Origin of the sequence: Curtobacterium sp. PhB128, from assembly GCF_004340725.1 — a bacterium.
GTDB lineage: Bacteria > Actinomycetota > Actinomycetes > Actinomycetales > Microbacteriaceae > Curtobacterium.
The window spans coordinates 48,682-67,437 of the sequence record NZ_SLUR01000008.1; the positions used below are offsets into that span (position 1 = coordinate 48,682).

20 protein-coding genes and 3 tRNA genes are annotated in these 18,756 nt (G+C 70.5%); 14 read left to right on the forward strand and 9 right to left on the reverse strand.

Annotation, left to right across the window (positions count from 1 at the left end; genetic code table 11):
* Window positions 1-34: 34 nt before the first annotated feature.
* Window positions 35-772, forward strand: a complete 738-nt coding sequence (locus EDF23_RS14130) for a hypothetical protein (protein WP_131844958.1) — start codon at window positions 35-37, stop codon at window positions 770-772.
* Here the strand turns inward: EDF23_RS14130 and EDF23_RS14135 are convergent.
* From EDF23_RS14135 to EDF23_RS14150, 4 genes are read right to left on the reverse strand one after another with little or no spacing between them, the layout of a single operon-like run.
* Window positions 744-1,517, reverse strand: coding sequence for a DUF2071 domain-containing protein (locus EDF23_RS14135; RefSeq protein ID WP_207895503.1), 774 nt, complete (start codon window positions 1,515-1,517; stop codon window positions 744-746). The two genes, EDF23_RS14130 and EDF23_RS14135, sit on opposite strands and share 29 nt — an antisense overlap.
* Complete coding sequence (locus tag EDF23_RS14140; protein WP_123937216.1) at window positions 1,514-2,347, reverse strand: nitroreductase family protein; 834 nt, start codon at window positions 2,345-2,347, stop codon at window positions 1,514-1,516. The genes EDF23_RS14135 and EDF23_RS14140 overlap by 4 nt, the downstream gene beginning before the upstream one ends.
* A gap of 22 nt (window positions 2,348-2,369) precedes the next feature.
* Window positions 2,370-2,744, reverse strand: coding sequence for a hypothetical protein (locus EDF23_RS14145; protein WP_131922000.1), 375 nt, complete (start codon window positions 2,742-2,744; stop codon window positions 2,370-2,372).
* Window positions 2,745-2,754: 10 nt separating this feature from the next.
* On the reverse strand, window positions 2,755-3,192 hold the full coding sequence (locus EDF23_RS14150) for an Lrp/AsnC family transcriptional regulator (protein ID WP_111083794.1): 438 nt from the start codon (window positions 3,190-3,192) through the stop codon (window positions 2,755-2,757).
* Between the two features lie 246 nt (window positions 3,193-3,438).
* Between EDF23_RS14150 and ddaH the strand changes: the two genes are divergently transcribed.
* Window positions 3,439-4,341, forward strand: coding sequence for a dimethylargininase (gene ddaH, locus EDF23_RS14155; RefSeq protein ID WP_123294534.1), 903 nt, complete (start codon window positions 3,439-3,441; stop codon window positions 4,339-4,341).
* Window positions 4,341-5,570 carry an ornithine--oxo-acid transaminase gene (gene rocD / locus EDF23_RS14160; protein ID WP_131922001.1) on the forward strand — a complete coding sequence of 410 codons (1,230 nt, stop codon included), beginning with the start codon at window positions 4,341-4,343 and terminating at the stop codon, window positions 5,568-5,570. The genes ddaH and rocD overlap by 1 nt, the downstream gene beginning before the upstream one ends.
* Before the next feature lie 105 nt (window positions 5,571-5,675).
* On the opposite strand, the gene EDF23_RS14165 is transcribed toward rocD, so the two are convergent.
* A complete protein-coding gene (locus EDF23_RS14165) occupies window positions 5,676-6,668 on the reverse strand; it encodes an SDR family oxidoreductase (protein WP_131922002.1) in 993 nt (330 codons plus the stop codon).
* Window positions 6,669-7,010: 342 nt separating this feature from the next.
* On the opposite strand from EDF23_RS14165, the gene EDF23_RS14170 reads away from it, so the two are divergent.
* Window positions 7,011-8,021, forward strand: coding sequence for an aldo/keto reductase family protein (locus EDF23_RS14170; RefSeq protein ID WP_131922003.1), 1,011 nt, complete (start codon window positions 7,011-7,013; stop codon window positions 8,019-8,021).
* A gap of 68 nt (window positions 8,022-8,089) precedes the next feature.
* On the opposite strand, the gene EDF23_RS14175 is transcribed toward EDF23_RS14170, so the two are convergent.
* From EDF23_RS14175 to EDF23_RS14185, 3 genes are all read right to left on the reverse strand, one after another.
* Window positions 8,090-8,162: transfer RNA gene (locus EDF23_RS14175), tRNA-Phe, on the reverse strand.
* Between the two features lies 1 nt (window position 8,163).
* Window positions 8,164-8,240: transfer RNA gene (locus tag EDF23_RS14180), tRNA-Asp, on the reverse strand.
* A gap of 53 nt (window positions 8,241-8,293) precedes the next feature.
* Window positions 8,294-8,366 (reverse strand) — tRNA-Glu (locus tag EDF23_RS14185).
* A gap of 258 nt (window positions 8,367-8,624) precedes the next feature.
* On the opposite strand from EDF23_RS14185, the gene EDF23_RS14190 reads away from it, so the two are divergent.
* A complete protein-coding gene (locus EDF23_RS14190) occupies window positions 8,625-9,902 on the forward strand; it encodes a M23 family metallopeptidase (RefSeq protein ID WP_131922004.1) in 1,278 nt (425 codons plus the stop codon).
* Between the two features lie 33 nt (window positions 9,903-9,935).
* On the forward strand, window positions 9,936-11,411 hold the full coding sequence (locus tag EDF23_RS14195; protein ID WP_131922005.1) for an NlpC/P60 family protein: 1,476 nt from the start codon (window positions 9,936-9,938) through the stop codon (window positions 11,409-11,411).
* 201 nt (window positions 11,412-11,612) lie between these two features.
* Here the strand turns inward: EDF23_RS14195 and EDF23_RS14200 are convergent, their stop codons facing one another.
* Entirely contained in the window at window positions 11,613-12,104 is a 492-nt protein-coding gene (locus tag EDF23_RS14200; RefSeq protein ID WP_123294540.1) for an inorganic diphosphatase, read from the reverse strand.
* A 64-nt stretch (window positions 12,105-12,168) separates the two neighbouring features.
* Here EDF23_RS14200 and tilS point away from each other — a divergent pair, with 64 nt between their 5' ends.
* From tilS to EDF23_RS14240, 8 genes are all read left to right on the forward strand, one after another.
* Entirely contained in the window at window positions 12,169-13,188 is a 1,020-nt protein-coding gene (gene tilS, locus EDF23_RS14205) for a tRNA lysidine(34) synthetase TilS (RefSeq protein ID WP_131922006.1), read from the forward strand.
* Window positions 13,189-13,197: 9 nt separating this feature from the next.
* Entirely contained in the window at window positions 13,198-13,749 is a 552-nt protein-coding gene (gene hpt / locus EDF23_RS14210; protein WP_111086933.1) for a hypoxanthine phosphoribosyltransferase, read from the forward strand.
* Window positions 13,750-13,884: 135 nt separating this feature from the next.
* The gene (ftsH, locus tag EDF23_RS14215; protein ID WP_123294542.1) at window positions 13,885-15,873 is read left to right on the forward strand and encodes an ATP-dependent zinc metalloprotease FtsH; all 1,989 of its coding nucleotides are present in this window, start codon (window positions 13,885-13,887) and stop codon (window positions 15,871-15,873) included.
* Window positions 15,874-15,882: 9 nt separating this feature from the next.
* On the forward strand, window positions 15,883-16,749 hold the full coding sequence (gene folP, locus EDF23_RS14220; RefSeq protein ID WP_207895504.1) for a dihydropteroate synthase: 867 nt from the start codon (window positions 15,883-15,885) through the stop codon (window positions 16,747-16,749).
* On the forward strand, window positions 16,746-17,135 hold the full coding sequence (gene folB / locus EDF23_RS14225; protein ID WP_123294543.1) for a dihydroneopterin aldolase: 390 nt from the start codon (window positions 16,746-16,748) through the stop codon (window positions 17,133-17,135). The genes folP and folB overlap by 4 nt, the downstream gene beginning before the upstream one ends.
* Window positions 17,132-17,689 (forward strand): 2-amino-4-hydroxy-6-hydroxymethyldihydropteridine diphosphokinase, encoded by a 558-nt coding sequence (gene folK / locus EDF23_RS14230; RefSeq protein ID WP_123339201.1) that lies wholly within the window; start codon window positions 17,132-17,134, stop codon window positions 17,687-17,689. Before folB ends, folK begins: the two co-directional genes overlap by 4 nt.
* Entirely contained in the window at window positions 17,686-18,174 is a 489-nt protein-coding gene (locus EDF23_RS14235; protein WP_111086937.1) for a DUF3180 domain-containing protein, read from the forward strand. The genes folK and EDF23_RS14235 overlap by 4 nt, the downstream gene beginning before the upstream one ends.
* A 58-nt stretch (window positions 18,175-18,232) precedes the next feature.
* Window positions 18,233-18,754 (forward strand): PH domain-containing protein, encoded by a 522-nt coding sequence (locus tag EDF23_RS14240; RefSeq protein ID WP_131922007.1) that lies wholly within the window; start codon window positions 18,233-18,235, stop codon window positions 18,752-18,754.
* The last annotated feature ends 2 nt before the right edge of the window (window positions 18,755-18,756 follow it).

Genomic DNA, 18,756 nt, shown 5'->3' on the forward strand with positions numbered 1-18,756 from the left:
CGTGCCTGCGGACGGTGGCGAGCATGATGGTCGCGTGGACACGCGAGACGACCCGGTGGAACCCGAGCCGGACGCGGAGCCGCAGCCGCGCTGGATCCGCCGGGCGCCGATCCTCCCCGAGCAGTGGTGGGGTCCTCCGATGGCCCAGGCAGTCGGGGCGCTGGCGGTCGTGGCGATCGGCATCTGGCTGCAGCGTCCCGCCCTGCCCGTCGCGGTCCTCGTCGGTGTCGTCGGGCTGGTCGGCGCGGTCGTGCTCGCGTTCGCCGGACGACGGGCGTACTGGTACCCGAGTTGCACGACGGCTTGGCGCTTGCACCGCACGCGTGTCGTCGTCTGGAGCGCCGCCGGAGTCGCGTTGGCGGTGTTCGCCCTCGCGGTGGGCGCGCAGACGCTCCTGATCGGCTACCTGGCTGCCGCGACGGGCCTGTACACGGTGCGGCGGGACGAGCCGACGCGGTTCGAGCTGTGGGGGCGTTCGGCGGCGTCGGCTGCTGTCGCGGTCGTGTCGGCTGTGTACGCGGTCGTGGCGTTGACGGTCCCGAGCGTCGACGAAGCACACTCATCGCGGTGGATCGGGTGGAGCATCGTCATCGTCCCGGTCGCTGTCGTCACTGCGGTCCTGCAGTGGCGAGCCGCCTCTGGGACGGCCGACCCCGACCAGAACGGAGCGGCGGCGGACGCCGGCGAACCGGAACCGGGACCAGAACAGCGACCGGGACCGGAGCCGCCGGCCGACGACCCGCTCAGCGCCCCCGACCGAACCGCGTCGTGACCCCCGCCGAGTAGAGCACCGAGTCCGGCTCGAGCTCCGTCAACCCGAACGGCAGCCCCGCAGCGCCGACCAGGTCGTCCCGCAACGACACGACCGAGGCCCGGTGCAACGGCCACGCGTCGTGCTCGTTCGGCCAGAACCGGGTCCGCCCGGCCCGGTGCACGTGCATGCCCCACCGCGCGGTCAGGAACGTCTCGAGCAGCCCTGGCTCGTCCAGTACCTCGCCCACGCGGACGTCTAGCATCGACCGCAGGTGCGTCCCGTGCCGCCGCATCGCGTACCCGACGCGGCCGTCGCCGCTCCGCGACTCGGCGTCCGCCCACCAGTAGGGCAGTCCGGTGGCCACGCGTGCGCCGAGGGTCGGCAGCAGCTTGCCGGCGTCGAGCGACAGGAACACGACACCGTGCTGGCCCTGCTCGTCGACCGTGTAGACGCGGACGTTCACCTCGACGAAGTCGCCGATCGAGCCGGTCCGCCCCAGCGCCCCGAGGGGCGGGAACCGGGTGTCCTCGAACCGGAACCCGATGAGGCCCACCCAGGTGGTCACCCCGTCGTCCGTCCCGTCGAGCGCCATCGTGTCGGGTCGCGTTCCGGCTGGCAGCAGCGGGGCCACCGCCGACACGTCGACGCGCCAGTGCACGAAGACGACGTCGAGCCAGTCCTGCGAGATCCAGGGGCGGCCCGGCAGGCCGGGGGCGGTTCCCGGGAGGCCCGGGGCACTCTGGGTGGGTCGGGTGTCGGTCACGATGTGGTCGCCTCCGGTTCGATGTGGCCCGCGACGGGCGCGTCGTCCCACCCCTGCTGCGGGGTGTCGCAGGTGCCGCGGAACACGTACTGCGATGGCCGCTTCCGCTCGCTCGACGTCCAGTCGATCGCGGGGCGGCGCCGTTCGGGCGGTAGGTACCCGATCCGGTAGACGGCCATGAGCTCGAGCGACTCGGGCACCCGGAGCAGCCCCTCGATCTCCGCCCAGGCGCCCGGGGTCTCCATCGGGAAGGACACGAACTGGATCCCCAGCCCGAGCTCGGTCGTCGCGAGCCAGATGTTCTCCATCGCCGCGCCCATGCTGAACACGGAGTAGAAGCCGGACAGCTCCTGCTGCCGGTACTCGTGGCGGTCGAGCATCACGCCGAGCAGCAGCGGCGACCCGGCGACGAGCTTCCGGTTCTCCTCACCCAGGCTCTGCGGCACGCGGAGGGTGTTCATGAGCAGCTGCCCACGCTTCGTGAACACCTGCTTCGTGAACGGCCGGAGCGGCCCGGGCAGCTTGTCGAACAGCATGCCGTCGCGCCGCTCGTCCATCTCGGCCTTCGAGAACCGGAAGTACGGCTTGTACCGCTCGAAGAACGTCCCCTCGGCCATGGTGCGGGTCATCGAGCTGCCGCTGATCGCGGCGACCCGGTCGATCGTGTCGCGCTCCTCGACCAGCACGAACCGCCACGGTTGGCTGTTCAGCTGGGACGGGGCCCGGCCGGCGAGCTCCATGAGCAGCCGTTGGTGCCCCTCGGACACCGGGTCGGGCAGGAACGCCCCGTTCGTGGTCCGTCGGCGTCGGATGGCCTCGAAGAGCTCCACTGCTTCCCCTCGTGTCTCGTGGTCACGGTCGGCGCCGCACCAACAGCGCCCCCAGGTAGGACGGCACGGCGGCCACCGCGATCTTCCAGTGTGCTCCGGAGCGCGGGTTCGTGCGGGGCGCGAGCGCGAGCGGGACGAGTGCGGGCAGCAGGAACAGCGCCGAACGGTCACGGGTCCACAAGAGCGTCGTCGCGGCGGCCCCGGTGAGCGTCGCCGTCACGACGAACAGGCCGTGGTGCACGACGCGGAGCTTCCTCGTCCGGATCAACCGGACGGCGACGGCCGTGCCCCAGAGGCAGTTCGCGACGTAGGCGAGGCCCGCAGCGGTGACCAGCCGACGGGCGGGACGCGATCCCGTGGGCGGTGATCCGCGCCTCCCGGTCGTGTTCCGTGCCATCTGCCGGACGTTACGCGGTGTCGCGACTGACCAGCTTGGAGAGCACGATCGCGGACCGCGTGTGGTCCACCTGCGGCGCGAGGCGGACCTTGTCGAGCGCCTCCTCGAGCGCGGACAGGTCCTTCGAGCGCATGTGCACGACGGCGTCGGCGCTCCCCGTGACCGTGCCGGCGTCGATGACCTCGGGCACGGTGTCGAGCAGCGCACGGAGCTCGTCGGGGGAGACGGTGCCGCGGCAGTACAGCTCGACCCAGGCCTCGGTGCCGCGGTCCTCGACGGCGGGGTCGACCTTGATCGTGAAGCCCTGGATGACACCATCGCCGACGAGTCGGTCGACGCGGCGCTTGACGGCCGATGCCGAGAGTCCGACCACCGACCCGATGTCGCCGTAGCCGGCGCGGGCGTTGTCCCGGAGTTGATCCAGGATGCGGTGGTCGAGCGAATCCATTGCACCCATCGTACGCGGACTTCTTGCGAGGTCGGCGGTTCGGACGCACGAAACGTGCGTCACCCGAACGGGTGCCACGACGCTTCGCTCCCGGTACTGCACTTGCCGGACGGTCTGTGTCAGGATCGACGTGGCGTCGACCTGGTCCGCTACGGCGAGTGAGCCTGCATCTCGCCGGAGCACCTCTCCTTCGTTCCGTTTCGGTTCCTGGCAGGCTCGGGCCCCGGTCCCTTCTCAGGAGGACTGATGTCGAACACCGCACCCTCGACCACCGATGCACCGGCCCGTACCGCCACCAAGCGGACGATCCTGATGTGCAAGCCGGACTTCTACACGGTGAGCTACCGGATCAACCCCTGGATGCACCCGGAGGAGCCGACCGACACGTCGAAGGCCGTCGCCCAGTGGCAGACGCTCGTCGACGTGTACGAGCAGCTCGGCTTCGACATCTCGTACATCGACCCCATCGACGGCCTGCCGGACATGGTCTACGCGGCCAACGGCGGGTTCGTGCTCGACGGCATCGCCTACGGCGCGAAGTTCCAGTACCCCGAGCGCCAGCCCGAGGGCCCGGCGTACATGGACTGGTTCCGTCAGGCCGGCCTGACGGTCGCCGAGCCCGAGCAGACCAACGAGGGCGAGGGTGACTTCCTGCTCATCGGGAACACGATCTTCGCGGGCACCGGCTTCCGGTCGGACAGCACCTCGCACGACGAGCTCGCGACGATCTACGGCCGTGAGGTCGTCACCCTGAAGCTCATCAACCCGAGCTTCTACCACCTCGACACCGCCATCGCCGTGCTCGACCCGGAGCCCGACGCTTCCGGCCGGTCGAACATCGCGTACCTGGAGAGCGCCTTCGACGAGCCGTCGCTGGCGATCCTGCGCGAGCGGTTCCCGGACGCGATCATCGCGACGGAGGAGGACGCTGCGATCCTCGGCCTGAACTCCTACTCCGACGGGTACAACGTCGTGATCGCCGCGCGGGCTGTGCGGTTCGCCGAACAGCTCAGGGAGAAGGGGTACAACCCGATCGGCGTCGACCTCTCCGAGCTGCTGCTCGGCGGTGGCGGCGTGAAGTGCTGCACGCTCGACCTGCACCCGGTCGGCACCGGCAACTCGGTCGCCCGCTCGCTCGGGGTCAGCTGATGTCGGCGGCAGCGTCGCTCGGGGTCAACACCGCGGCGGCGCTCGCCGTCGAGGACCGCGCCCTCGCGCACAACTACAGCCCGCTGCCCGTCGTCATCGCGTCGGGGGCCGGAGCGACCGTCACCGATGTCGACGGCAAGCAGTACCTGGACGGCCTCGCCGCGTACTCCGCGGTGAACTTCGGCCACGGCAACCCGCGGCTGCTCGACGCCGCCCGGGCGCAGCTCGACCGGGTGACGCTCACGAGTCGTGCGTTCGTGAACGACCAGCTCGGGCCGTTCGCCACGGCACTGGCGGCGTTGACGGAGACCGAGATGGTCCTGCCGATGAACACCGGTGCCGAGGCCGTGGAGTCCGCGATCAAGGTGTCCCGCGCCTGGGGCTACCGCGTCAAGGGGGTCCCCGCGGACCGCGCGACGATCATCGTGGCGTCCGGGAACTTCCACGGCCGCACCACCACGATCATCTCGTTCTCGGACGACCCCTCGGCCCGCGATGACTTCGGTCCGTACACCCCGGGGTTCCGCACCGTGCCGTACGGCGATGCCGCTGCCCTGCGCGCAGCGATGGACGAGACCGTCGTCGCCGTGCTGCTCGAACCCATCCAGGGCGAGGGCGGCGTGGTCATCCCGCCGGCGTCGTACCTCCCGGAAGTCCGGGAGGTCTGCGACGAGTTCGGTGCGCTGTTCATCGCCGACGAGATCCAGTCCGGCCTCGGACGCACCGGCCACACCCTCGCCGTGCAGCGCGTTGGTGTCCGTCCCGACCTCATCACGCTCGGCAAGGCACTCGGCGGCGGCATCGTGCCGGTGTCCGCGGTCGTCGGCTCGGCTTCCGTCCTCGGGGTGCTGCGTCCTGGCGAGCACGGTTCGACCTTCGGTGGCAACCCGCTCGCCGCTGCCGTCGGCGCCGAGGTCGTGGCGATGCTCGGTGAGGGCACGTTCCAGCAGCGCGCCCTCGACGGCGAACCGTTGCTGCGCGGGCTGCTCGACGACCTGCTCGGCAAGGGGGTCGTGTCGCACCGCGTCGCCGGACTCTGGGCGGGGATCGACATCGACCCCGCGCTCGGCACCGGCAAGGAGATCTCGAAGGACCTGGCCGACCGCGGGCTGCTCGTGAAGGACACCCACGGTTCGACGATCCGCTTCGCCCCGCCGCTCGTCGTCACCGACGACGAGCTGCGCACGGCGATCGGCACGCTCGCGTCGGTCCTGGCCGCGCGCGCCTGAGCCGCGTGCTCGGCGCCACGCGCTCGGCGCCACGCGCTCGCTTCGTGAGCAGAAATGGTCGGGTCGCCACACGGCGCCCGACCATTTCTGCTCACCAAGTGCGGCTCACACCGCCCAGCGCGCCGCCAACTCGTCCATGAGCGCATCGAGGCGCTCGTCGACGACCTGCGCGTCGGGGTTGGCCTCGAACCAGGCGATGACCTCGCGCACACCCTGCCGGTAGGGCGTCCGCGGCCGGTACCACGGCACGAGCGACCGGATCTTGCTGTTGTCGAACACCGAGCTGTTCGCCTTGTCGCCGAGCAGCGCCGCACCCCACTCCGGGTCCACGGCGTTGATGGCGTCCGCCGGCACGTGCACGATCTGCAGGTCGGACACCCCCGCCGCCGCCGCGATCTCGTGTGCGATGGCGTTCCACGTCGGCGCCTCGTCGCTCGTGATCGTGAAGGCCTCACCGATCGCCGACCCGTTGTCGAGCAGCCCGGTGAACCCGACCGCGAAGTCACGGCTGTGCGTCAGCGTCCACAGCGACGTGCCGTCACCGGTGATGATGATCGGCTTGCCGGCGCGCATCCGCGCCACCGCAGTCCAGCCACCGGTGAGCGGCAGCTTCGTCTCGTCGTAGGTGTGCGACGGCCGCACGATCGTCACCGGGAAGTCCTGCTCCCGGTACGCCTCCATCAGCAGTTCCTCGCACGCGATCTTGTCGCGCGAGTACTGCCAGTAGGGGTTCTTCAGCGGCGTCGACTCCGTGATCGGCAGGTGCGTCGCCGGCGTCTGGTACGCCGAGGCCGAGCTGATGAAGACGTACTGCCGCGTCCGTCCGGCGAAGAAGTCGATGTCGGCCTGCACCTGGTCCGGCGTGAAGGCGATCCAGTTCACGACCACGTCGAAGTGGCGGTCGCCGAGTGCGTCCGCCAGGGCGCTGCGGTCCGACACATCGGCCTGGAGGCGCGTCACACCCTCCGGGATCGGCCTGCCCCCGGTGGTCCCCCGGTTCAGGACGGTGACGACGTGGCCTTGTTCGGTCGCCTCCCGCACACAGGAGGCGCTGATCACGCCGCTCCCGCCGATGAACAACACGCTCGCTCCGGTCATGGATGCTCCCTCGCTCTCCGCGGCGCAGCCCTGCGCCGAACCCCTCCGATCCTGCACCTCCTTGTCGGAGCGGGCGCGGAGAACGGCGCGGAGCCGAGTGGCTTGTGTCCTACAGCGAGGTACTTGGAAGAGCAACTCGATGAGTCCATGGGCCGTAGCCCTGACTACTTCAGCTGTGACAGTTTCCATCATCTTTTCGAGGTCCATACCGATCATGTGCCCGGTTCCTCGAAAACCGCGGACGTGTGGTCGGGGGAGGACCGCTGTGCTTTGGCTCCGACCTGGGGACTACCGTCACGGGTCGAGCCGCACCGACGCGGCCACGACAGGAGTGACACGCACATGGAGTACCGCTACCTCGGCAACTCGGGCCTCAAGGTCTCCGAGATCACCTACGGCAACTGGCTCACCCACGCATCCCAGGTCGAGAACGATGCGGCCATCGCCTGCGTCAGGGCCGCCCTCGACGTGGGCATCTCGACGTTCGACACCGCCGACGTCTACGCCAACACCGGCGCGGAGACCGTCCTCGGCGAAGCCCTCAAGGGGGAGCGTCGCCAGTCGCTCGAGATCGCCACGAAGGTGTTCGGGCCGACCGGGCCGAAGGGGCACAACGACACCGGGCTGTCTCGCAAGCACATCCTCGAGTCGATCGACGGCTCGCTCGGCCGCCTGCAGACCGACTACGTCGACCTCTACCAGGCACACCGCTTCGACCACGAGACCCCGCTCGAGGAGACGATGCAGGCCTTCGCCGACATCGTGCGCCAGGGCAAGGTCCTGTACGTCGGCGTGAGCGAGTGGACCGCGGAGCAGCTCCGTGCCGGCGCCGCGCTGGCCAAGGACCTCGGGTTCCAGCTCATCTCGAACCAGCCGCAGTACTCGGCGCTGTGGCGGGTCATCGAAGAAGAGGTCGTGCCGACCTCGAAGGAGCTCGGCATCTCGCAGATCGTCTGGTCCCCGATCGCCCAGGGCGTCCTGACCGGCAAGTACAAGCCGGGTCAGCCGCTGCCCGAGGGCTCACGCGCCACCGACGACAAGGGCGGCGCGGACATGATCAAGCGGTTCATGCGCGACGAGGTGCTGTCCTCGGTGCAGGAGCTCGAGCCGATCGCGAAGGAGCTCGACCTGTCGATGGCACAGCTCGCCGTCGCCTGGGTACTGCAGAACGAGAACGTCGCGAGCGCCATCATCGGGGCGTCGCGTCCGGAGCAGGTGCACGACAACGCCGGCGCTGCCGGTGTCACGATCCCGGCGGAGCTGCTCACCCGGATCGACGACGCCCTCGGTGCCGTGGTCGAGCGTGACCCGGCGAAGACGAACGACAGCAGCCCGAAGACCCGCGAGGCCTAGCGCCGACCCGGGCCAGACGGCTCAGACAACGGAAAAGGCCCCCTGCCGAAGCAGGGGGCCTTCACCGGTGGCTGGACACGGCATCGATCCGTGGACCTTTCGATTTTCAGTCGAACGCTCTACCAACTGAGCTATCCAGCCGTGGCGACCCTGACGGGACTTGAACCCGCGACCTCCGCCGTGACAGGGCGGCACGCTAACCAGCTGCGCTACAGGGCCATGTTGAATTGCTGTGGTGTTGCTCAGTACTACTTGCTCGCTCACTCGGAGAGTGACCCCAACGGGATTCGAACCCGTGCTGCCGCCGTGAAAGGGCGGTGTCCTAGGCCACTAAACGATAGGGCCGCAAGTGGTGCTTCGCGCTACCGATGGACAAGCATACGGATGCCCCCGGGGGTTCGCAAATCGGGCCGCGTTCCCGCGGAATCCCCGGCGTGTCGCGCCCGCCCGGCACCGGGTGTCGAGGTTGCGGTGCGAGCATCGTCACCGGCTCCACGCCCCTCGTCCGAGGGGCTGTGGGGCTGCGACACCTGTTGTTACTGTTGCGTCTGTTAACAGTGTTACGTGCGTGAGCCTTGCCGCGCTGTTACGAAATCGAGATACATGTCGACCTCACCTTCGCTCTCCCTCCGCAACCGCAGCCGCCTCGTCGCCGCCGCGGTCGCCGTCGCGCTCGCCGGAAGCACCCTCGCGGTCCTCGCCCCGGCGACGTCGGCCAGTGCCGCGAGTTACCCGAGCTGGTCCGAGGTGCAGAAGGCCAAGTCCTCGACGAGTGCCCAGCAGGCGAAGGTCACCGAGATCAAGTCGCTCATCTCGACACTGAAGTCCGAGGCCGCTGCGAAGCAGAAGGCCGCACAGGCCGCCGGCGAGGCCTACCAGGCGGCACAGAACAAGTACGACGAGGCGACCCTCGAGCAGAAGACGCTCCAGTCCCAGGCGGACGACGCCGAGCAGACCGCCGCACAGTCCGAGGAGCAGGCCGGTCAGCTCGCCGCGCAGCTCGGTCGGGCCAGCGCCAACGACGTGACGACCGACATCCTCACGCACCCCTCGGACTCCGGTGACCTGCTCTACGAGCTCGGCGCCATGTCGAAGCTCAGCGAGCAGGCCGACGGCATCTACTCGCAGGCGTCGCAGGACCGGGGCACCGCGCAGGCGCAGGCCGACAAGGCGGACAAGGCAAAGGCGGCGCTGGGCGACCTCGCCGACGCGGCCCAGTCGAAGATGCAGCAGGCGCAGGGTGCTGCCGACGCGGCGCAGACCGCCGTCGACGCCCAGAACGACAACGAGTCGCGGCTCGAGGCCCAGCTGACCGCTCTCACCACGAAGCAGCGCGGTGTCGAGGCCGACTACCGCAAGGGCGTCGCCGCCGAGAAGGCCCGACAGGCCCGCATCGCCGCTGCTGCCGCCAAGGCAGCCGCGAAGGCCGCGGCGACCAGCCAAGGTGGTACCGGTGGCGGGACGGCCAACTCTGCCGGGTGGGTCCGTCCGGCCGGCGGCTTCCAGACCAGCGGCTACGGCATCCGCGTCGACCCGTACACGCACTACACGGCACTGCACGCCGGGGTCGACCTCGCTCCCGCCTGCTACGCCCCGATCTACGCGGCCCACGACGGCACCGTGACCTTCGCGGGCAACGGCGGCGGCTACGGCAACGAGGTCATCCTCGACAACGGCGGCGGCATCTCGACGGCCTACGGCCACATCGTCGACGGCGGGATCATGGTCGCCAGCGGCCAGCACGTCACCGCCGGGCAGCAGATCGCCAAGATCGGTTCGACCGGCTGGTCGACCGGGTGCCACCTCCACTTCGAGACCCGGATCAACGGTGCTGCCGTCGACCCGGTCCCCTTCATGGCAGCGCGGGGGATCTCGGTATGAGCATCAGCGCAGCCGGGATGCGTTGACCCCGCCATGACCCTGTCCGCTCGCTCGTTCTCCTGCGGGATCGCCACCGTCGCCGTGCTCGGCATCGGACTGTCGGTCGTCATCGCCGGACCCGCCCAGGCCGCGCCGTCGGCACCGTCCTGGGACGACGTCAAGGCCGCGAAGTCGGATGCCGCCGACGCGCAGCAGACGGTGGACGAGCTGAGCGACCGGCTGACCTCGCTGCAGGCCGCCGCGGACCGCGCCGGCATCGTCGAGCAGCAGGCCGGGCAGGCGTACGCCCTCGCCGCCTCGCAGCAGCAGGAGGCGAAGGACACCCTCGCCGACCTGTCCGCGCAGTCGAAGCGGGCCAAGGGCAAGGCGGACGACTCCGCGGGCCAGGTGGCCGCGCTCGTCGTCGAGCTGTCCCGCACGGGCGGCGGCGACCTGTCGACGACGATGCTCACGGACGCCTCGGACTCCGGCGACCTGCTCTACCGCGTCGGCACGATGTCGCACCTGTCCGAGCGGTCGGCGACGATCCTCGCCCAGGCCCGCTCCGACCAGAAGACCGTGGACTCGCTCGCCGACCAGCAGTCCGTCGCCACGACGGCGCTGAGCAAGGCGACCGAGGCGACGAAGACCGCCTTCGCCACCGCCAACGACGTCTCCGCCGACGCCCAGGCCCGGGTGCAGAAGCAGCAGGACCAGCAGGACGAGGTCCTCCGTCAGCTCGCGTACCTCAAGGGCACGAGCGTCGCGACGGAGAGTGCGTACTGGAGTGCGCAGCAGGCCAAGGCGGCCGAGACCGCCCTGGCGGCCCAGACGAGCAGCAGCGGCACCGGCACGGCCAGCGGCAGCGGCAGCGGCAGCGGCAGCGGCACCAGCACCGACAACGGCACCAGCGGCGGCACCAGCAACGGCAACACCTCGACCGCCAACCCGAGCACCGGCGGCGGTAGCGGCAGCGGCACGACCACCCCGTCGCGCCCGAGCACCCCGTCGAAGCCGAGCACGCCGGCGGCGCCCGCTCCCGCGCCCGCCCCGGCTCCCGCCAAGCCGAGCACGCCGACGCCGTCGAAGCCGAGCACCCCGGCGCCCAGCACTCCGGCACCCGCCCCGAGCAGCCCCTCGAAGGCCGCCGGTGCGATCTCGTACGCCCGCGGGCAGCTCGGCAAGCCCTACGTCCTCGGTGGTGCCGGCCCGAGCACCTGGGACTGCTCCGGCCTCGTCATGATGGCCTACAGCTCGCAGGGCATCGCGACCGGTGGGCACAACGTCGTCTGGCAGTACAACTACTTCGGCTCGATCGGTCGCCTCGTGCCGCTCTCGCAGCGCCAGCCCGGCGACATCCTCTTCTACTCGTCGAACGGAACCGCTTCCGGCGGTTACCACGACTCGATCTACACCGGCAACGGGATGATGGTCGAGGCGGCCCGACCGGGCGTCGGCGTGGTCGAGCGCGCGGTCTGGACCCCCAGCCAGCTCCTGCCCTACGTCGCCCGCCCGAGCGGCTCCCTGTAGCTCGCAGCCCGGTCTTTCCCAGAACGGCTGCGGTAGCAAGCGGGATCGGGCATACCTGCCCGGATCAGAGCACCAGGTACGCCCGTTTCCACCAGGTACGCCCCCGACCCCTCCCGACACCGCACGGCAAAGCACCCCACGAACACAGAACGGCGCCCGCCCTCCGGATGGAGAGCAGGCGCCGTTCGGCGTCCGGAAGCGTCAGTGACCAGCGGGCACGTAGGCCTTCTGGCCGGCCTGCACGATCGCCTCGGCCTCGGCGGCGTCGCCCCAGCCCTCGGCCTTGACCCACTTGTTCGGCTCGAGGTCCTTGTAGCGCTCGAAGAAGTGCGCGATCTCGGCCTTCGTCTGCTCGTCGACGTCCGAGATGTCCTGGATGTGCGTCCAGCGCGGGTCCTTCGCGGGGACCACGAGGACCTTCTCGTCCTTGCCGGCCTCGTCGCTCATCTTGAACACGCCGACCGGACGGACCTTGACACCCACGCCGGGGAACGTCGGGAACTCGAGGAGCAGCAGCGCGTCCACGGGGTCGCCGTCGTCGGCCAGGGTCTTCTCGAAGAAGCCGTAGTCGGTCGGGTAGACGAACGACGTGAACAGCACGCGGTCGAGGTAGACACGACCGGTCTCGTGGTCCACCTCGTACTTGTTGCGGCTGCCCTTGGGGATCTCGACGACGACGTCGTACGCGGCCATGTCTGTACTCCTGGTGTGTCGGTGGGGCTGTCGGTGGTCCCGAGAGCGCGGCTAACGTTACCGGGTGAACTCTCCGCGTCCCCGGCTGGACCCTGCCGTCGCCGAGACCCGCCTGGCGGTCCGCGACCTGCTCGCCACCGCGCTCGACGACGGCGTCGTCACCGCGGGTGACCTCGTGCTGGTCGCGCTGAGCGGCGGACCGGACTCGCTCGCGCTCGCCGCGGCCACCGCGTTCGAGGCGGGCAGGCAGGGGCTCCGAGCCGGGGCAGTGGTCGTCGACCACGCGCTCCAGGCGGGCTCCGAGGCGGTCGCGAGCCGCGCCTCCCGGCAGGCATCCGAGCTGGGTCTGGACCCGGTCGAGGTCCGCAGGGTCGCGGTCGGCTCCGACGGTGGTCCGGAGGGCGCCGCCCGGGAGGCCCGCCACGCGTCGATCGCCGAGGTCGCGTCCGCCACCGGGTCGCCTCTCGTGCTGTTGGGACACACCCTGGACGACCAGGCCGAGACGGTGCTGCTGGGCCTGCTGCGCGGCAGCGGGCCGGACAGCCTGTCGGGCATGCTGCCGCTCGCACGGCGCGACCAGGGGCCGGCCTACGGCCGCCCGCTGCTCACCGTGCGTCGGCACGCGACGCGGCAGGCGTGCGCCGCCGCCGGGCTGGCGCCGTGGCACGACCCGCAGAACGACGACGCGGCCTACGCCCGTGTCCGCGTGCGGAACACCCTCATGCCGGTGCTCGAGCGCGAGCTCGGTGCCGGGGTGCCCGAGGCGCTGGCGCGCACGGCCGACCAGCTGCGCGAGGACTCGGCGGCACTCGACCACTTCGCCGAGGAACTGGCGGAGGACATCGCCGAGCACTCCGAGGCCGGCATCTCCCTGTCCGTCCGGGCGCTCGGGGCGAACCCGCCGGCGCTCCGGCAGCGACTCGTGCGCCTGGCGGTGGAGAGCGAGTTCGGCGTGACGCTGTCGCGCGTGCAGACGCTCGAGGTCTGCCGGCTCGTCACCGACTGGAGCGGACAGGGGCCGATCGACCTGCCGGGCGTCCGGGCGTCGCGATCCGGTGACCGCCTGTCGTTCAGTGCCGGTTAGGCTGGACCGGTGGAACTCTCCGACGTCCAGGCAGACCTGTCCGAAGTCCTCTTCACCCCCGAGCAGATCGACGACAAGCTCGCCGAACTCGCGGCGGTCGTCGACGCCGACTACGCGGGCCGCGACCCCCTGCTCGTCGGTGTCCTGAAGGGTGCCGTCATGGTGATGGCCGACTTCTCGCGGCACCTCAAGATGCAGGCACGGATGGACTGGATGGCGGTGTCGTCGTACGGCTCCGGCACGAAGTCGTCCGGTGTGGTGCGGATCCTCAAGGACCTCGACACCGACCTGCACGGCCGCGACGTCCTCATCGTCGAGGACATCATCGACTCCGGTCTGACGCTGTCCTGGCTCAAGCAGAACCTGCAGTCCCGCGGCGCCGCGAGCGTCGAGATCGTCGCCCTGCTGCGCAAGCCCGAGGCCGCCAAGGTCGAGGTCGACGTCAAGTACGTGGGCTTCGACATCCCCGACGAGTTCGTGGTCGGCTACGGCCTCGACTACGACGAGCGCTACCGGAACCTGCGCGGTGTCGGCGTCCTGGCGCCGCACGTGTACTCGTAACCCGTCCAGGGGGTACTTGCCTCGGGTTGAGTTCGCCCGCAGAGGACACCCATTCTCGCCACAGAATCGCGGCCGTATGCTGACCTGCACGCAACTTCGGCAGAGAAAGGTGTCGGGCACTCGCGCCCGGATCACATGAACTTCAAGCGCATCTTCCGCGGCCCGTACCTCTACGTGCTGATCGCGCTGGCGGGCATCTTCATCGGCTGGAGCGTCATCAGCCAGGGCAGCACGACCGAGGTCAGCACCCAGAAGGGCCTCGAGCAGCTCGCCGACGGCAAGATCTCGTCCGTCATCGTCAACTCCACCGAGCAGCGGGTCGACATGATCACCCGCGACGGCGACAAGCAGGAGCAGTTCTACTACTCCACGCCCCGTGGCGAAGAGGTCATCCAGGCCGTCAACGACGCCAACCTGCCCAAGGGCTACGACGACCACGTGAACACGGGCAACTGGTTCCTGTCGCTCCTCGGCGTCCTGCTCCCCTTCCTGATCATCGGTGCCCTGTTCTGGTTCCTGCTCTCGAGCGCCCAGGGCGGCGGCTCGAAGGTCATGCAGTTCGGCAAGTCGAAGGCCAAGATCAACAACAAGGAGAACCCGCAGGTGTCGTTCGCCGACGTCGCGGGCTCCGACGAGGCGATCGAGGAACTCCACGAGATCAAGGAGTTCCTGAAGGAGCCGGCGAAGTTCCAGGCCGTCGGCGCCAAGATCCCGAAGGGCGTGCTGCTGTACGGCCCTCCCGGAACCGGCAAGACCCTGCTCGCCCGCGCCGTCGCCGGCGAAGCGGGTGTGCCGTTCTACTCGATCTCCGGTTCGGACTTCGTCGAGATGTTCGTCGGTGTCGGTGCGAGCCGTGTCCGTGACCTCTTCGAGCAGGCCAAGGCGAACTCGCCGGCCATCGTCTTCATCGACGAGATCGACGCCGTCGGTCGTCACCGTGGTGCCGGCATCGGCGGCGGCAACGACGAGCGGGAGCAGACGCTCAACCAGCTGCTCGTCGAGATGGACGGCTTCGACGGCAAGACGAACGTCATCCTCATCGCCGCGACGAACCGCCCCGACGTGCTCGACCCCGCGCTCCTGCGTCCGGGCCGCTTCGACCGCCAGATCGGTGTCGACGCCCCGGGCATGGCCGGCCGCAAGCAGATCCTCGAGGTGCACGCGAAGGGCAAGCCGCTCGCCGCGAGCGTCGACCTCGAGCTGCTCGCCCGCAAGACGCCGGGCTTCACCGGCGCCGACCTGGCGAACGTCCTGAACGAAGCCGCGCTGCTCACCGCCCGGTCGAACGCGCAGCTCATCGACAACCGTGCGCTGGACGAGGCCGTCGACCGCGTCATGGCGGGCCCGCAGCGTCGGACCCGGATCATGTCCGACCAGGAACGCCTGATCACCGCGTACCACGAGGGCGGCCACGCCCTGGCGGCAGCGGCGATGCGGCACACCGACCCGGTCACCAAGATCACGATCCTGCCGCGCGGCCGTGCCCTCGGGTACACGATGGTGCTCCCGCTCGAGGACAAGTACTCGGTCACCCGCAACGAGCTGCTCGACCAGCTCACCTACGCCATGGGTGGACGCGTCGCCGAGGAGATCGTGTTCCACGACCCCACCACCGGCGCCTCGAACGACATCGAGAAGGCCACCGGCACCGCCCGCAAGATGGTCACCGAGTACGGCATGAGCCAGGCCGTCGGGTCCGTCAAGCTCGGTTCCGGGTCGAGCGAGCCGTTCGTCGGCCGTGACATGAGCGGTGGGACCGGGCGCGACTACTCGGAGAACATCGCGCAGACCGTCGACGCCGAGACCCGTGCGCTGCTCGAGGCCGCGCACAACGAGGCCTACCAGGTGCTCAACGACAACCGCGACATCCTCGACCGCCTTGCCGGTGAGCTCCTCGAGAAGGAGACGCTGGACGCCCCGGAGCTCGTGGAGATCTTCAAGGACGTCCGCAAGCTGCCGGAGCGCCCGCAGTGGCTCTCCAGCGACAAGCGTCCGGTGAGCAACCTGCCCGCGATCGACGTGCCAGGGCAGGCCGCCGCCACCGCAGCGGACCAGTCGGACAGCGAGTCGACCTCGAAGCCCCGTCGTCGCCCCTTCGGCAACCCGGGTATCGCCCCGGCGTAGGGGGCCGGCATGACCGACCTGCCGACGAGACGTGCTCGTCGGCTCGACACCCGCGGCGGTCCGACACCGGACCGCACGCGGGTGTTGGGCATCCTCAACGTGACGCCCGACTCGTTCAGCGACGGCGGGCTGCACCAGGCCTACGACGCCGCCGTGCAGCACGCGCGTGACCTCGTCGCCACGGGCGCCGACATCATCGACGTCGGTGGGGAGTCGACGCGGCCGGGCTCGGAGCGCGTGCCGGTGCCGGTCGAGCACGAGCGCGTCCTGCCGGTCGTCCGACAGCTCGTCGCCGAGGGCATCCCGGTGAGCGTCGACACGATGAACGCCTCGACCGCCGAACGGGCCGTCGAACTCGGGGCCGCGATCGTCAACGACGTGTCCGGCGGCCTGGCCGACCCGGACATGGCCCGCGTGGTCGCGTCGACCGGGGCCGGGTTCGTGGTCATGCACTGGCGTGGCCACAGCGACCGGATGTACCGCAACGCCGAGTACGTGCACGCCGTCGACGAGGTCCGTCGCGAGGTCGAGATGCGGGTCGCCGAGCTCATCGTCCTCGGGGTGCGCCAGGAACAGGTCGTGATCGACCCGGGCCTCGGCTTCGCCAAGCAGGGCGTGCAGAACTGGGAGATCCTGGCCGGCTACGAACGGTTCGCCTCGATCGGCCTGCCGGTGCTCGTCGCCGCATCACGCAAGCGGTTCCTGGACGGAGTGGGCAGCCCCGAGGGCGCCCCGCCGAAGGACCGCGACCTCGCCACCGCCGCCATCAGCCTGCTCGCCGCCGAACGCGGCGCGTGGGGGGTGCGCGTGCACGACCCGGCACCGACCCGTGCCGTGCTCGACGTCTGGGACGCCTGGAGGGCAGCTCGCTCGTGAACGACACCATCCGCCTCGTCGGGGTCCGTGCCCGCGGCCACCACGGGGTCTTCGACCACGAACGTGCCGACGGTCAGGACTTCGTCGTCGACGTCGCCGTGGAGCTCGACGCCCGCGCGGCCTCGGGCAGCGACGACCTCGACGCCACCGTGCACTACGGCGTGCTCGCCGAGCAGGTCGTCGCCGAGATCGAACGCGACCCGGTGGACCTGATCGAGACCCTCGCGGAGCGCATCGCGGCCGCGGTGCTCACCCACCGTGCGGCCCTGGCGACCGAGGTCACCGTGCACAAGCCGCAGGCACCCATCACCGTGCCGTTCACGGACGTCTCGATCACCATCCGCCGTGCCCGCGGGGCGACCGTGCCGGACGAGGAAGAAGAGTGAGCCGCGTCGTCGTCGCGCTCGGCGCCAACCTCGGTGACCGGGGGAGCACCCTCCGCGCCGCCGCCCGAGCGGTCGCCGCGCTGCCCGGGGTCCACCCGGTGGCGTCGAGCCACGAGGTCGAGTCGGTCGCCGTGACCCTGGACGGCCGCGACGACACCAAGCCGCGGTACCGCAACGCCGTCGTGGTCGTCGACACCGACCTCGAGCCGCAGGCGTTCCTCGACGCACTGCACGGCATCGAGGACGAGCACGGCCGCACCCGCGACGTCCGCTGGGGCGACCGGACCCTCGACCTCGACGTCGTCGCCGTCGACGACCTGCGCATCGACACCGCCACGCTCACCGTCCCGCACCCCCGTGCCGCCGAGCGGGCGTTCGTGCTCGCACCGTGGCTCGACGCCGACCCCGCGGCCGTCCTGCCCGGCGCCGGGCCGGTGGCCGACCTGCTCGCCGCCGTGGGGGACGACACCGAGCGCGTCGACGAGCCGCGCCTGTTCGCGGACGTGCCCCGCGCCTCCCGGGCCACCACCGAAGGGAACGTGACCCAGCCGTGAAGCCGACCCGTCCCTCCACCCTGCTCAGCATCGCCGTCGTGACCGCGGTGGCGGGCTTCGCGTTCGACGCGGTGCTCGCGTCGCGACAGTCGCCGACGCTGCTGCTCGCCGTGCCGCTCGGCATCACGCTCGCGTTCATCGGCGTCGCCGTCGTGCTCATGGCGCGTCCCGTCCGCCGGCACGCCCGCGAGGGCGCCGGCCGGCAGCGCCCGGTCGACCCGCTCTACGCCACGCGCGTGGTGGTGCTGGCGAAGGCCTCGAGCATCTGCGGCGTCCTGTTCGGCGGCTTCGCGATCGGCCTGGTCGTGTACCTCCTGACCCGCTCGGTGACGCCTTCGCTAGGCTCGACCCTGCCGAACGTGGTCGCCGTCGGGGGCGGGATCGTGCTGACGGTCTGCGCACTCGTGGCAGAGCGCATGTGCATCGCTCCTCCGGGCGACGACGACGAGCCGGGCGACCCCCGGAACGGCACGACGGCGAACTGACCCGAGCGCACCCGGCACGACGGCGAACTGACCCGAGCACACCCACTGGAGGCCCGCGATGGCGCGTGAACGACTCGACGAGCCGGGCCTCGGCCTGACCGGCATCGACTGGACGAGGGTGTCCGCGAAGCTCGTGTGGACCGAACTCATCACGACCCTGGTGATCGGCCTCGTGGTGACCGCCGGCCTGGTCCTGATCGGGGTCGTGAACGACGGCTTCGGCTCGGGCGCCGGCACGGTCTGGCTGCTCATCGGCATCGCGGTGCTCGTCATCACGCTCGTCACCGCGGCGCTGACGCCCCGCCGGGTCCGTGCGATCGGCTACGCCCTGCGCGACGACGACCTGGTGGTCCGCCGCGGCCTGATGTGGCAGCGCTTCACGGCGGTGCCGTACGGACGCATGCAGCTCGTCGACGTGGCACGTGGTCCGCTCGACCGGGCGCTCGGCATGAGCGAGCTGAAGTTCGTGACCGCCGCGGCCGCCACGAACGTCCGCATCCCCGGCATCCCCGCGACCGACGCCGACGAACTGCGCGACCGGCTCGTCGAGCTCGCCGAGTCCCGCCGCGCCGGGCTGTAGGG

What these genes read in the sequence shown, in the direction of transcription:
- EDF23_RS14145 (WP_131922000.1), bottom strand. Translation starts at nt 2,744, where the DNA reads ATGGCACGGAACACGACCGGGAGGCGCGGATCACCGCCCACGGGATCG.
- EDF23_RS14150 (WP_111083794.1), bottom strand. Translation starts at nt 3,192, where the DNA reads ATGGATTCGCTCGACCACCGCATCCTGGATCAACTCCGGGACAACGCC.
- ddaH (WP_123294534.1), top strand. Translation starts at nt 3,439, where the DNA reads ATGTCGAACACCGCACCCTCGACCACCGATGCACCGGCCCGTACCGCC.
- rocD (WP_131922001.1), top strand. Translation starts at nt 4,341, where the DNA reads ATGTCGGCGGCAGCGTCGCTCGGGGTCAACACCGCGGCGGCGCTCGCC.
- EDF23_RS14165 (WP_131922002.1), bottom strand. Translation starts at nt 6,668, where the DNA reads ATGACCGGAGCGAGCGTGTTGTTCATCGGCGGGAGCGGCGTGATCAGC.
- EDF23_RS14170 (WP_131922003.1), top strand. Translation starts at nt 7,011, where the DNA reads ATGGAGTACCGCTACCTCGGCAACTCGGGCCTCAAGGTCTCCGAGATC.
- EDF23_RS14190 (WP_131922004.1), top strand. Translation starts at nt 8,625, where the DNA reads ATGTCGACCTCACCTTCGCTCTCCCTCCGCAACCGCAGCCGCCTCGTC.
- EDF23_RS14195 (WP_131922005.1), top strand. Translation starts at nt 9,936, where the DNA reads ATGACCCTGTCCGCTCGCTCGTTCTCCTGCGGGATCGCCACCGTCGCC.
- EDF23_RS14200 (WP_123294540.1), bottom strand. Translation starts at nt 12,104, where the DNA reads ATGGCCGCGTACGACGTCGTCGTCGAGATCCCCAAGGGCAGCCGCAAC.
- ftsH (WP_123294542.1), top strand. Translation starts at nt 13,885, where the DNA reads ATGAACTTCAAGCGCATCTTCCGCGGCCCGTACCTCTACGTGCTGATC.
- folP (WP_207895504.1), top strand. Translation starts at nt 15,883, where the DNA reads ATGACCGACCTGCCGACGAGACGTGCTCGTCGGCTCGACACCCGCGGC.
- EDF23_RS14240 (WP_131922007.1), top strand. Translation starts at nt 18,233, where the DNA reads ATGGCGCGTGAACGACTCGACGAGCCGGGCCTCGGCCTGACCGGCATC.